Consider the following 13,420-nt stretch of genomic DNA (forward strand, 5'->3'; position numbering starts at 1 on the left):
GGCGCCCCACGGGAACATCCCGCGGGGCGCCGCTCGTACGAGGTTCCGGCGAACCGGTGTCAGACCTTGCGGGCCCGCGTCGTCGCCTTCTTGGCGGCCGTCTTCTTGGCCGTGGCGGCCTTGCCGGTCGCGGTGCTGTCGGCCTTGGCCGTCACCGCCTTCGCCGCCGTCTTCTTCGCCGTCGCCTTGGTGGCGGCGGACTTGGCCGTCTTCCGCGCACCCGTGGCGCGCGGGGACTTCACCGGGCCCGAGTCGCTGACGCGGTCGGCGCCGAGGATCTCGCGCAGGAACTTGCCGGTGTGGCTGGACGGAACCGCCGCGATCTCCTCGGGCGTGCCCTCGGCGACCACGAGACCGCCGCCCGCCCCGCCCTCCGGGCCCATGTCGATGACCCAGTCGGCGGTCTTGACGACATCGAGGTTGTGCTCGATGACGACGACCGTGTTGCCCTTGTCCACCAGGCCGGTGAGGACCGTCAGAAGCTTGCTGATGTCCTCGAAGTGCAGACCGGTGGTCGGCTCGTCCAGGACGTAGACCGTGCGTCCGGTGGAGCGCTTCTGGAGCTCGCTGGCGAGCTTGACGCGCTGCGCCTCACCGCCGGACAGGGTGGTCGCGGACTGGCCGAGCCGGACATAGCCGAGACCGACGTCCTTCAGGGTGCGCAGGTGCCGGGAGATGGCGGGCACGGCCTCGAAGAAGTCGGTGGCCTCCTCGATCGGCATGTTCAGCACGTCGGCGATGGACTTGCCCTTGTAGTGGACCTCCAGGGTCTCCCGGTTGTACCGGGCGCCGTGGCAGACCTCGCACGGGACGTACACGTCCGGGAGGAAGTTCATCTCGATCTTGATCGTGCCGTCGCCCGAGCAGTTCTCGCAGCGGCCGCCCTTGACGTTGAAGGAGAAGCGGCCGGGCTGGTAGCCCCGCACCTTCGCCTCGGTGGTCTCGGCGAACAGCCTGCGGACATGGTCGAAGACGCCGGTGTACGTCGCCGGGTTGGAGCGTGGGGTGCGGCCGATGGGCGACTGGTCGACGTGCACGACCTTGTCCACGAGGTCGTCGCCGTCCACGCGCGTGTGCCGGCCGGGGACATTGCGCGCGCCGTTCAGCTCGCGGGCCAGGTGGGTGTAGAGGATGTCGTTGACCAGGGTCGACTTGCCCGAGCCGGACACGCCGGTGACGGCCGTGAACACACCCAGCGGGAAGGACACGTCGATGTCCTGGAGGTTGTTCTCGCGGGCGCCGCGCACGACGAGCTGCCGGGACGGGTCGAGGGGCCGGCGGACGTCCGGGAGCGGGATCGACTTGCGGCCCGAGAGGTACTGGCCGGTCTGCGACTCGGTGTTGGCGAGCAGCTCCTTGAGGTGCCCGCTGTGGACGACCTTGCCGCCGTGCTCACCTGCGCCCGGACCGATGTCCACGATCCAGTCGGCGACCTTGATGGTGTCCTCGTCGTGCTCGACCACGATGAGGGTGTTGCCCATGTCGCGCAGCCGGACCAGGGTCTCGATCAGCCGGTGGTTGTCCCGCTGGTGCAGACCGATGGACGGCTCGTCCAGGACGTAGAGCACCCCGACCAGGCCGGAGCCGATCTGGGTGGCCAGGCGGATGCGCTGGGCCTCGCCGCCGGAGAGGGTGCCCGCCGCGCGGTTGAGGGAGAGGTAGTCCAGGCCGACGTCGACCAGGAAGCGCAGCCGCTCGTTGACCTCCTTCAGCACGCGTTCGGCGATCTTCTTGTCGCGGGCGTTCAGCTTCAGCTCGCCCAGGAAGTCCGCGCAGTCGCTGATCGACATCGCGGCGACCTCGGCGATCGACTTCCCCATGACCGAGACCGCGAGGACGATCGGCTTCAGGCGCGTGCCCTCGCAGGAGGGGCAGGGCACCTCGCGCATGTAGCCCTCGAAGCGCTCGCGGCTGGCGTCGCTCTCGGCCTCGCTGTGCCGCCGCTTGACGAAGGGCACCGCGCCCTCGAACGGCGTGGTGTACACCCGCTCCCGGCCGTACCGGTTGCGGTATCGGACCTCGATCTGGGTCTTGTGGCCGTACAGCAGGGCCTTCTTCGCCCGCTGGGGCAGCCCGGCGAAGGGGATGTCCGTACGGAAGCCGAGCGCGTCCGCGAGGGCGTTGATCAGCCGGCCGAAGTAGTCCTTGGTGTGGCCGTGGGACCAGGGGTGGATGGCGCCCTCGTCGAGGGACTTGTCCTCGTCCGGGACGATCAGCTCGGGGTCGACCTCCATGCGCGTGCCGATGCCGGTGCACTCGGGGCAGGCGCCGAAGGGCGAGTTGAAGGAGAAGGAGCGCGGCTCCAGCTCCTCGAAGGACAGGTCGTCGTACGTGCAGTACAGGTGCTCCGAGAACATGCGCTCGCGCTCGGGGTCGTCCTCGGGGAGGTCGACGAAGTCGAGCACGACCATGCCGCCGGACAGGCCGAGGGCGGTCTCCACGGAGTCGGTGAGGCGGCGCTTCGCGGAGTCCTTCACCGTGAGGCGGTCGACGACCACCTCGATGGTGTGCTTCTCCTGCTTCTTCAGGGTCGGCGGCTCGGACAGCTGGATGGTCTCGCCGTCGACCCGCGCGCGGGAGTAGCCCTTGGTCTGGAGGTCGGCGAAGAGGTCGACGAACTCGCCCTTGCGCTCGCGCACGAGCGGGGAGAGGACCTGGAAGCGGCTGCCCTCGGGAAGCTCCAGCACCTTGTCCACGATGGCCTGCGGCGACTGGCGCGCGATCGGGCGCCCGCACTCGGGGCAGTGCGGCTTGCCGATGCGCGCGAACAGCAGGCGCAGGTAGTCGTAGACCTCGGTGATGGTGCCGACCGTGGAGCGCGGGTTGCGCGAGGTCGACTTCTGGTCGATGGAGACCGCGGGCGAGAGGCCCTCGATGAAGTCGACGTCGGGCTTGTCCATCTGCCCGAGGAACTGGCGGGCGTACGAGGAGAGCGACTCCACGTAGCGGCGCTGGCCCTCGGCGAAGATGGTGTCGAAGGCCAGGGAGGACTTGCCCGACCCGGACAGGCCCGTGAAGACGATGAGCGCGTCACGCGGCAGGTCGAGCGAGACATTCTTCAGGTTGTGCTCGCGCGCGCCACGGACGATGAGACGGTCGGCCACGCCGGTCCGCACCTTTCTTCAGAGAAGTGACAGGGGCCGAGGCCCCGTGCTTCTTCGAGCCTAGGGGGAGCCACTGACAACGCCGGTCGGATTCCCGGATGCATAACAATCCCCAGCTATCCAGCATGCCCGACGCCGCCTTCGACGATATAGCACGCGCTTTCGAATTACGGGGGATGTTCATCACCTTCACCCGAAGGTGTGGTCCGGCTAGGGTCGGGCCCCATGACCGATCACGCTCATGACCTGGCCCGTGTACGCGAAGCGACGGACCGGCTGCTCAGCGCGGCCGCCGTCCTGGACAACGCGGCACTGGCCGAGCCGTCACGGCTTCCGGGCTGGACACGTGGACATGTCCTCGCCCATCTCGCCCGCAACGCCGACGCGCTCGTGAACGTCCTCGGCGGCCGTCCCATGTACGTGAGCGCCGAGGCACGCGACGGCGACATCGAGCGGGACGCCCCGCGCCCGCCGGCCACCCAGCTCGCCGATGTGCGCGACAGCGCGGCCCGCTTCGACGCGGCGGGTTCGGCGCCGGGCGACTGGACCCGCGTCGTGGAGCTGCGCAACGGCGTCACCGATGTCGCGGCCCGGCTGCCGTTCCGGCGCTGGGTGGAGGTCGAGCTGCACCATGTGGACCTGGGCACCGGCTACGAGCTGGAGGATCTCCCGGCCGAGTTCACCGAGCGGGAGACCGAGTTCCTGGCGGAGCGCTTCCAGGGCCGCCCCGAAGTGCCCGCGACGCTGCTGAGCGACGGCACTCGGACCTGGAGCACCGGGCGGGAGGCTCCCGAGTCCGAGGTCACCGTCACCGGCACCCCGGCCGACCTGCTGGGCTGGCTCGCCGGGCGCCGCGCCGGGACCGCGCTGGAGGTGAAGGGCGGCGAGCTGCCCGCGCTCCCGCCGCTGTGACACCACGCCGGGCCGCCAACGCCCGTCCCGCTATAGGCTGATCGTCATGACGTACAGCGGCGAGGTCAGGGTAGGCGGACCGGCGGACGTGCACGAGCTGAAGGACCTGATGATCACGAAGGTCGCGGTCGGCCCGATGAACAACAACGCCTATCTGCTGCGTTGCCGGGCCACCGACGAGCAGCTCCTGATCGACGCGGCCGCCGAGGCGCACACCCTCCTCACCATGATCGGCGAGGACGGCATCGCGTCCGTCGTCACCACGCACCAGCACGGCGACCACTGGCAGGCGCTCGGCGAGGTCGTCGGCGCCACGGGCGCCCGTACGTACGCCGGGCGGGAGGACGCCCCCGGCATCCCGGTCGCCACCGATGTGCCGGTCGACGACGGGGACGTCATCCGGGTCGGCCAGGTCGAGCTGACCGCGCGCCACCTGGTCGGGCACACGCCGGGCTCCATCGCGCTGGTCTACGACGACCCGCACGGCCACCCGCACGTCTTCACCGGCGACTGCCTCTTCCCCGGCGGCGTCGGCAACACGCACCAGGACCCCGAGGCGTTCGCCGGCCTGATCCATGACGTGGAGACGAAGATCTTCGACGCGCTGCCGGACGAGACCTGGGTCTACCCCGGCCACGGCGACGACACCAGCCTGGGCGCCGAGCGACCGCATCTGCCGGAGTGGCACGCGCGCGGGTGGTGAGCCGCGGTCCGGCCGCGGGCGACGCTCAGGCGTCCGTCCGCGCCGACCCCAGCAGCGTGGCGATCCGCTCGACCGCGAAGACGTACCCCTGCACCCCGCAGCCCGCGATCACACCGTCGGCGCGCAGCGAGACGTACGAGTGGTGCCGGAAGGACTCGCGCTGGTGGATGTTGGAGATGTGCACCTCCAGCACAGGCAGGCCGTCGCAGGTATTGAGCGCGTCCAGGATCGCCACCGACGTGTGGGAGTAGGCGCCGGGGTTGATGACGATCCCGGCGTGGTCGAGCCGCGCCTCGTGGACCCAGTCCACCAGTTGGCCTTCGTGGTTGGACTGCCGGCAGTCCACCGTGCCGCCGTACACGGCCGCCGCCTCCGCGCACATGGCCTCCACGTCGGCCAGGGTGTCCTTGCCGTAGATCTCGGGCTGCCGCTGGCCGAGGAGGTTCAGGTTGGGCCCGTTGAGGATCATGATCGGGGCGCTGGCCAGGGTGCGGGGCACGGTGGGTTCCTCCGGTGCGTCGGGGGCGGCCCGTCGGCGGCCGCTGCTCGGACCGGTCTATCACGCCGCTCCGGGCCACCCCCGGGCCCTGCTCCGGCCGGCCGCTCCGGCGCTACGGGTTGAGGGCCAGCTCCAGATAGGCGGCGAAGAGGACCAGGTGGACGCCGCCCTGGAGCGGGGTGGCGCGGCCGGGCACGACCGTGAGCGAGGCGACCACCACGGTGAGCGCGAGCAGCAGCATGTGCGTGGAGCCGAGGCCCAGCACGAGCGGCCCGGACAGCCAGATCGAGGCCAGGGCGACGGCCGGGATGGTCAGGCCGATGCTGGCCATGGCGGAGCCCAGCGCGAGGTTGAGGCTGGTCTGCACCCGGTCGCGGCGGGCGGCGCGCAGCGCGGCGATGGTCTCGGGCAGCAGCACGAGCAGAGCGATGACCACACCGACGACCGCCTGGGGCAGGCCAGCGCCCTCCACTCCTGATTCGATCGTGGGCGACACGCCCTTGGCGAGGCCGACCACGCCGACGAGAGCGAGGCCGAGCAGGCCGAGGCTGGTCCAGGCGCGGCGGGCGGACGGGGGCGCCGCGTGGTCGGCGGTGGTGATGATGTCGCCCTCTTTGGTGACCGGCAGGAAGTAGTCGCGGTGCCGCAGGGTCTGGGTGGCGACGAAGAGGCCGTAGAGGACCAGGGAGGACAGGGCCGCGAACGTCAGTTGCACGGTGGAGAACTCGGGGCCGGGCTTGCTGGTCGTGAAGGTGGGCAGCACCAGGCTGAGGGTGGCCAGGGTGGCGACCGTCGCCAGGGCGGCTCCGGTGCCCTCGGGGTTGAAGACGGCGGTGCCGTGGCGCAGGGAGGCGACCAGGAGGCAGATGCCGAGGATGCCGTTGCAGGTGATCATCACGGCGGCGAAGACCGTGTCCCGGGCCAGGGTGGAGCTCTTGTCCCCGCCGTCGACCATGAGGGTGAGGATCAGCGCCACCTCGATGATGGTGACGGCGATGGCGAGCACCAGGGAGCCGAAGGGTTCGCCCACCCGGTGGGCGACGACCTCGGCGTGGTGCACGGCGGCCAGGACGGCCCCGGCGAGCACGAGGGTGACCAGGGCGACGACCGCGCCGGGCAGACCACGGCCCCAGGTGAGGACGAGGAGGACGACCGCGAGCACCGGCACGAGGAGCGTCCACCGCGCGGCGAGCGACCTGAGCCGAGTGATCATGCAGTGATGGTGGCAGAGGCGTACAGGGTTCGCATTCCGTTCGTCTCGTGTCAGGCGTCGATGCTGTCCTTGGGGGCGCCGTCGCCCCCGGCCGCCTCGGCGGCGGCCTGCTTCCGGGAGGCGAGGAGGCTGGTGATCGTGGTGATGACCAGCACGCCGCAGATCACGGCCAGGGAGACCGGGATGCTGATCTCGGGGACATGCACCCCGAGCTCATGCAGGGCGTGCAGCACCAGCTTGACGCCGATGAAGCCGAGGATGACCGACAGGCCGTACGACAGGTGGACCAGCTTCTTCAGCAGGCCGCCGATGAGGAAGTACAGCTGGCGCAGACCCATCAGGGCGAAGGCGTTCGCGGTGAAGACGATGTACGGGTCCTGCGTCAGGCCGAAGATCGCGGGGATGGAGTCCAGCGCGAACAGCACGTCGGTGGTGCCGATGGCGAGCATCACGACCAGCATCGGGGTCATGACCCGCTTGCCGTTCTCCTCGATCCACAGCTTGGTGCCGTGGTACCGGTCGGCGACGCCGAACCTGCGCTCGACGGCCTTCAGGAGCTTGTTCTCCTCGTACTCCTCGTCCTCGTGATCGGCGCGGGCCTCCTGGATGAGCTTCCAGGCGGTCCAGATCAGGAAGGCGCCGAAGATGAAGAACACCCAGGAGAAGCTGGCGATGATCGCCGCTCCGGCCGCGATGAAGGCGGCTCGCAGGACCAGGGCTATGAGCACGCCGAAGAGCAGGACCCGCTGCTGGTACTGCGCGGGCACCGCGAACTTCGTCATGATCAGGACGAAGACGAAGAGGTTGTCGACGCTCAGCGACTTCTCGGTGATGAAACCGGCGAAGAACTCCCCGGCGGGCTGGCCGCCGCCGAAGTAGAGCAGTCCGAGGCCGAAGAGTCCGGCCAGGGCGATCCAGACGGCTGTCCAGATGCCCGCTTCCTTGATGGACACTTCATGCGGCTTGCGGCCGATGAAGAAGTCCACCGCGATCAGGGCGGCCAGCCCCACGATGGTCAGGACCCACAGGGTCAAAGAGACGTCCACTGCACCTCCGGCATTACGTCACGGCAAACATCAGCGTTGTCGCTGCCGGAGGTCTCTTCCACCCGGAGAACGGGCCGGCGCCCCGGAATCCATGGGGATTCGTACTGACGGGTGCGCCGCATCAAGGAGTACTCCCCTCCGCATGAAGACAGTAGCGCAATCACCAAGGAATAGTAAAGAGAAAGGTAAAGTAAAGACCAAGTGAGCAGCTCAGAGGTTCTTTACTTTCCCTTGATCCGGGCCGCGACGACCGCGCCGAGCACCTGCTGGACGACCGCGCTCCCGTGTGGCGGGAGGGCTGGTTCGAAGGTCCACGCATGCCCGACCCAAGGATCGGCGAAATGGTCGTCGGGCGACGGGGTGAGTCGCATCAGCGAACGCCACAGCGGGTCGAGCAACGGCCCGTACGCCTCGGCGTCGGCGCGGTCCGCGACCAGCAGCAGATGGACCCCGGCCGCCGGACCCTCGTCCGCGAGGAAGCGGAGCCGGGTCAGGGCGCGGTCGTCGAAGCCCTGCGGGAAGTCGTTGACGATCAGCAGCCGCCGGGCGGTGTCGAAGCCGTCCGGCAGTGCCTCGGTCGCGCCGCCGCTGATCGCCATGCGCACCAGATCGACCCGCCGGGTGAGCGACTCCAGCGTCCGCGCCACCCCCGCCGCGCCGGTCGCGTGCGGTCCCGTCAGCGCGCCCGTCCGGGTGAGGGCCCCGAGCGGCCCGGCTCCGGCACCGGCCGCGTCGGCGACCTGTACGGCGAACTCCCCCACGGGGTGGACTGCGAGCAGCCGGGCCGAGAGGGCCACGGCCACCTCCAGGGCTTGGCGGCGCCGGTCCACGGAGTCCGCGAAGTCGACCGGTGTGGCGCCGCTGTCGACCCACAGGCCCCGTTCCAGCGGCAGCCTGACCAGCATCGGGATACGCAGGGGTGCGCTCTCGGGGAGGTGGAGATCGCCCAGCCGTACGGCCTGGGGCGGCTCGGCCGGCACCTGGTGACCGTGCCAGACCGGGTTGTCCCAGCGGGCGTACGCGGGCGGCAGGGCGGGTTCGACGACCTCGGCCTCGGCGGTGAGCTGGGCGACGTCGCGGTCGTAGGCCGCCCGTGCCCGGCCGACCAGCTCGTCGTGCTTGGCCCGGGCCGCCTCACGGGCCGCGTCCCCGGCGCCGCCGATCCTGGCGCGCGGGTCGGCGAGGACCTCGTCGAGTTCCCGGTCCAGGCGGGCGGCGGCGAAGTCGGCCGCGCTCCGGAGGGCGGCGGTGGCTCGGGCCAGGTCCTCGAACATGCCCCAGACCTGGTTGTACAGCCGCTCCTCCATCGACCAGCCCGCCGCGTCGCCCGCGACGGGACGTGGCGGTTCCCCGGAGGCGGGGTCGGGGTCGGGGTCGGGGTCGGCCGCGGAAGCCTGCCGCCTGGGGTGGGTGTAGTCGACCGGTCCGTCACCGGACGGACGGCCCTCCGGAACGGCGGCCCGCGGCACGCCAGGGCGCCACGCCTCCCACATGGCCTCGGCGACCTCGCGCGGCTGGGACAGCCCCAGGTCGGCGAGGAGCGCGGGGAGGCCGTCGGCATAACCCTGGCCGACCGCGCGCACCTTCCAGCCGCCCTGACGGCGGTACAGCTCCAGCGCGAGGACGGCCGACTCGGCGTCCAGCCCGGTGAGGCTGAAGCGGGCGATCTCGGTGCCGTCGGCATCGGTGACGGTCGCCCGCGGGGCGGTGGTCGCGCCGAACCGGAGGTCCGCACCCGGCCGTTCGGGCCTGGCCAGCAGCACGGTGACGCGGTGCACGGCCTCGGGCAGCGCGCCCAGGTCGACGGTGAGGCGGTGCCCGGCGGCCGCCGCGTGGGGTACCTCGATGCCGGGCGGGGCGGCGGCGCCGGGACGGGCGATCCGGTGGCCGTCATGGACACGGCCGCCCTCGTCACCGAGGGCGGCCGCCACGAGCACGGGGACCTCGGCCGAGATCAGGATCTCCAGCCGGGTCCGGGGCAGCGGGTGGTTCTGCCCCCGCACCAGTTCGGTCCCCATCGCCGCCGCCCCCTGTGTCGTGTTGTCGTGCGCGCCCGGCGGGCGGTCCTACAGGTGCGGGAGGATCGCGGGCATCAGGTCCTGGAACGTGCGCCCGTTGGCGGGCTCGCCCAGCGCGGTCATCGTCCAGCCGGTACCCGCGCGATGCACCTTGGCCATGATCTGCGCGGTGTACTCGCCGCCGCCCGCCAGCGTGTAGCGCGCGAGTTCCTGGCCGTTGGTCTCGTCCACGAGGCGGCAGAACGCGTTCTGCACCTCCTGGAAGGTCTGCCCGGTGAAGGAGTTGACGGTGAAGACGATCTGGTCGACGTGGGGCGGGACCCGCTGGAGGTCCACGAGGACGGCCTCGTCGTCGCCGCCCTGCCCGACACCGCCCACGAGGTTGTCGCCGGTGTGGCGCACGGAACCGTCGTCGCTCACCAGATGACGGAAGAAGACGACGTCGACGGGCTGCTTCTCCGCGAAGAGGACCGCCGAGGCGTCCAGGTCGATCTCGCGGGTGCGCGTGCCGAACAGCCCGCGTCGCTTCGCCGCCTGCCAGCCGAGACCCATACGGACCGCGGTCAGGGTGGCCCCGTCCTTCTTCTCCAGGCTGATGGCCTGGCCCTTGGTCATGTTGACGGTCACGGCTGAATCCCCTCTCGGTGTTCCCCTGTTGCCGCGCATCGCGCGGTTGCCCAGAACCCTACGCAGCGCCACCGACCGTGCCGAACCCCGGCCCGCGCTTTGTGTCGGTGTTGCAACACTGGGCGCGTATGCCGAGGTCCGGACGGGTCTGGAGGGTCAGGCGATGCCGGCCTCCCGCATCTGGCGCAGTTCCTTCTTCATCTCGGACACCTCGTCGCGCAGCCGGGCGGCGATCTCGAACTGGAGCTCCGCGGCGGCGGCGCGCATGCGCTCCGTCATCTCCTCGATCTGTCCGGCGAGTTCGGCGGCCGGCTGGTCGGTGGGCGTAGCCCCGCCCTTCGCCTTGGTCTTGGCCGTCTTCGCCTTCGCGTTCCTGGTCGCGGCGGCCCCGAGGGAGGGCACGGGCGTCCTGGGCGCCTTGCCGTCCTTCTGCTGCCGGTAGCCGGTGCCGAGGAGCTGCTCGGTGTCGACGTCCTCGCGGGCGATCCGCGCGACGATGTCGTTGATCTTCTTGCGCAGCGGCTGCGGGTCGATGCCGTTGGCCTTGTTGTACGCGACCTGCTTCTCGCGGCGCCGGTTGGTCTCGTCGATGGCCTTCTCCATCGCCGGGGTGATCCTGTCGGCGTACATGTGGACCTGGCCGGAGACATTGCGCGCCGCGCGGCCGATGGTCTGGATCAGCGAGGTGCCGGAGCGCAGGAAGCCCTCCTTGTCGGCGTCGAGGATGGCCACCAGGGACACCTCGGGCAGGTCGAGGCCCTCGCGCAGCAGGTTGATGCCGACCAGGACGTCGAACTCGCCGGCCCGCAACTCGCGCAGCAGTTCCACGCGGCGCAGGGTGTCGACGTCGCTGTGCAGATAGCGGACCTGGATGCCGAGTTCCACGAAGTAGTCGGTGAGGTCCTCGGCCATCTTCTTGGTGAGCGTGGTGACCAGGACACGCTCGTCCTTGTCGGTCCGCTCCCGGATCTCGTGCACCAGGTCGTCGATCTGACCCTCGGTGGGCTTGACCACGACCTCGGGGTCGACCAGACCGGTGGGGCGGATGATCTGCTCCACCACGCCGTCCCCCCGGGACAGTTCGTAGGCGCCCGGAGTCGCCGACAGGTACACGGTCTGCCCGATGCGCCCCTGGAACTCCTCCCACTTCAGCGGGCGGTTGTCCAGCGCGGAGGGCAGCCGGAAGCCGTGTTCGACCAGGGTGCGCTTGCGGGAGGCGTCGCCCTCGTACATGGCGCCGATCTGCGGGACGGTGACGTGCGACTCGTCGATGACGAGCAGGAAGTCGTCCGGGAAGTAGTCGAGCAGGGTGTTCGGCGGGGAGCCGGGGAGGCGGCCGTCGAAGTGCATCGAGTAGTTCTCCACGCCGGAGCAGGTGCCGATCTGGCGGAGCATCTCGATGTCGTAGGTGGTGCGCATCCGCAGGCGCTGGGCCTCCAGGAGCTTGCCCTGCTTCTCCAGCTCGGCCAGGCGCTCCCCCAGCTCCTTCTCGATGCCGTTGACGGCGCGCTCCATGCGCTCGGGGCCGGCGACGTAGTGGGAGGCGGGGAAGACGTACAGCTGCTGGTCGTCGCTGATGATCTCGCCGGTGAGCGGGTGCAGCGTGGACAGCGCCTCGATCTCGTCGCCGAACATCTCGATGCGGACGGCCAGCTCCTCGTAGACCGGGAAGATCTCGATGGTGTCGCCGCGCACGCGGAAGGTGCCTCGGGTGAAGGCCGTGTCGTTGCGCGTGTACTGGATGTCGACGAAGCGGCGCAGCAGTTCGTCGCGGTCGATCTCCTCGCCGACCTTGAGGGGGACCATGCGGTCCACGTACTCCTGCGGGGTGCCCAGGCCGTAGATGCAGGAGACGGAGGCGACCACGACGACGTCACGCCGGGTGAGCAGGGAGTTCGTCGCCGAGTGGCGCAGACGCTCGACCTCCTCGTTGATCGAGGAGTCCTTCTCGATGTAGGTGTCCGACTGCGGGACGTACGCCTCGGGCTGGTAGTAGTCGTAGTACGAGACGAAGTATTCGACCGCGTTGTTCGGGAGCAGCTCACGGAACTCGTTGGCCAGCTGCGCGGCCAGCGTCTTGTTCGGCGCCATCACCAGGGTGGGGCGCTGGAGCTTCTCGATCATCCACGCGGTGGTGGCGGACTTGCCGGTGCCGGTCGCGCCGAGCAGTACGACGTCCTTCTCGCCGCCCCGCACGCGCTTGGCCAGGTCGGCGATGGCCGCCGGCTGGTCGCCGCTGGGCTGGTAGGAGCTGACGACCTCGATGGGCGCCACCGTGCGTTCGATCTTTGAAACGGGCCGCATGGAGTCAACCGTACGACCCCGCACTGACAACGGGCCGGGAGTCAGTGGCGCTGGGGGGTGCGGGAGCCGTGGGCGTCGGCGTGGACCGGCTGGCGGTTCGGACCACGCTGCGGGCGAATGCGCTGGTGGGAGGCTACGGCAGCGGCCGGGACGCCCGGCTTGGGCTCCTCGGGGATATGCCGCGGCGCGTCTTTGACCATCAGCGGATCGAACAGCACGACGGCTGCCGCGAGGACGAGGAGGGCGAGCGGTCCGATGAGGATCGGGGCGAGCACGGCGGCCGGTGAGCCGCTGGTGGCGGTGCCGGGGGTGCCGTGGAGGTGGACGGTGAGTCCGGCCATGCCGGTGTAGTGCATGCCGCTGACGGCGAGGCCCATGACGAGGCCGGCGCCGATGCTGCCCAGCAGGCCCCGGACGTGTCCGGCGGCCCAGAGGGCGACGGTGGCTGCCACGACCGCGATGACGACGGACGCGACGACGCCGGCGATGTCGTAGGTGAACCGTCCGTCGAAACGCATGCCGGCCATGCCGAGGTAATGCATCGAGGCGACACCCAGACCGGTGATCGTGCCGCCGGTGACGAGCGACGTGCCGGTGGCGCCCCGGTAGCCGATGATGAAGATCCCGACGCCCACCATGACGATGGCCAGGCCGAGGCTCGCGTAGGTCATCGGTTTGTCGAAGCGGATCGGTGTCTCGTCGATGGAGAAGCCCATCATGGCGATGAAGTGCATGGTCCAGATGCCGGAGCCGATCGCGGTCGATCCGAGGGCCAGCCACGCGGGCCGCCAGGAGTGGGTGACCAGCAGGGACCGGGTGGTGCAGCGCAGGCCGAGGGCGCCGCCCAGGCAGGCCATCACATAACCCACGAGGGGGGTGACGACCCCGTAGCTGAATCCGTCGATCGTGCCTCGCATGCGCGGCTGTCCCTCGCCTTCACGCGTCCTGCGACAGACGCGATGTTCCCCCTGCCCAGCACCGCTGTGGCGGTCGG

General features: G+C 70.3%; 10 protein-coding genes. 2 read left to right on the forward strand and 8 right to left on the reverse strand.

The genetic code is table 11. The annotated features are described in order from the left end of the window. Window positions 1-59: 59 nt before the first annotated feature. Window positions 60-3,104, reverse strand: a complete 3,045-nt coding sequence (uvrA, locus tag ACIGA3_RS00840) for an excinuclease ABC subunit UvrA (RefSeq protein ID WP_399708801.1) — start codon at window positions 3,102-3,104, stop codon at window positions 60-62. Window positions 3,105-3,329: 225 nt separating this feature from the next. Between uvrA and ACIGA3_RS00845 the strand changes: the two genes are divergently transcribed. Continuing rightward, on the forward strand, window positions 3,330-4,016 hold the full coding sequence (locus ACIGA3_RS00845; RefSeq protein ID WP_399708804.1) for a maleylpyruvate isomerase family mycothiol-dependent enzyme: 687 nt from the start codon (window positions 3,330-3,332) through the stop codon (window positions 4,014-4,016). 46 nt (window positions 4,017-4,062) lie between these two features. After that, complete coding sequence (locus ACIGA3_RS00850) at window positions 4,063-4,719, forward strand: MBL fold metallo-hydrolase (RefSeq protein WP_399708806.1); 657 nt, start codon at window positions 4,063-4,065, stop codon at window positions 4,717-4,719. A gap of 25 nt (window positions 4,720-4,744) precedes the next feature. Here ACIGA3_RS00850 and aroQ read toward each other — a convergent pair whose 3' ends face one another. The 7 genes from aroQ to ACIGA3_RS00885 all read right to left on the reverse strand — a co-directional run bounded on the left by aroQ (window position 4,745) and on the right by ACIGA3_RS00885 (window position 13,343). Then, complete coding sequence (gene aroQ / locus ACIGA3_RS00855) at window positions 4,745-5,218, reverse strand: type II 3-dehydroquinate dehydratase (protein WP_399708809.1); 474 nt, start codon at window positions 5,216-5,218, stop codon at window positions 4,745-4,747. Window positions 5,219-5,330: 112 nt separating this feature from the next. Further along, window positions 5,331-6,431 carry a calcium:proton antiporter gene (locus tag ACIGA3_RS00860; RefSeq protein WP_399708811.1) on the reverse strand — a complete coding sequence of 367 codons (1,101 nt, stop codon included), beginning with the start codon at window positions 6,429-6,431 and terminating at the stop codon, window positions 5,331-5,333. A 50-nt stretch (window positions 6,432-6,481) separates the two neighbouring features. Beyond that, window positions 6,482-7,477: a TerC family protein gene (locus tag ACIGA3_RS00865; RefSeq protein ID WP_399708814.1), complete on the reverse strand. Its 996-nt coding sequence runs from the start codon at window positions 7,475-7,477 to the stop codon at window positions 6,482-6,484. A gap of 221 nt (window positions 7,478-7,698) precedes the next feature. Beyond that, on the reverse strand, window positions 7,699-9,495 hold the full coding sequence (locus ACIGA3_RS00870; protein WP_399708817.1) for a TerD family protein: 1,797 nt from the start codon (window positions 9,493-9,495) through the stop codon (window positions 7,699-7,701). Window positions 9,496-9,543: 48 nt separating this feature from the next. Beyond that, a complete protein-coding gene (locus tag ACIGA3_RS00875; RefSeq protein WP_399708820.1) occupies window positions 9,544-10,122 on the reverse strand; it encodes a TerD family protein in 579 nt (192 codons plus the stop codon). 156 nt (window positions 10,123-10,278) lie between these two features. Then, complete coding sequence (uvrB, locus tag ACIGA3_RS00880; protein WP_399708823.1) at window positions 10,279-12,426, reverse strand: excinuclease ABC subunit UvrB; 2,148 nt, start codon at window positions 12,424-12,426, stop codon at window positions 10,279-10,281. 41 nt (window positions 12,427-12,467) lie between these two features. Continuing rightward, on the reverse strand, window positions 12,468-13,343 hold the full coding sequence (locus ACIGA3_RS00885; protein ID WP_399708826.1) for an MHYT domain-containing protein: 876 nt from the start codon (window positions 13,341-13,343) through the stop codon (window positions 12,468-12,470). Window positions 13,344-13,420 lie beyond the last annotated feature (77 nt).

This window comes from Streptomyces sp. NPDC085596 (assembly GCF_044541565.1).
Lineage (GTDB): Bacteria > Actinomycetota > Actinomycetes > Streptomycetales > Streptomycetaceae > Streptomyces.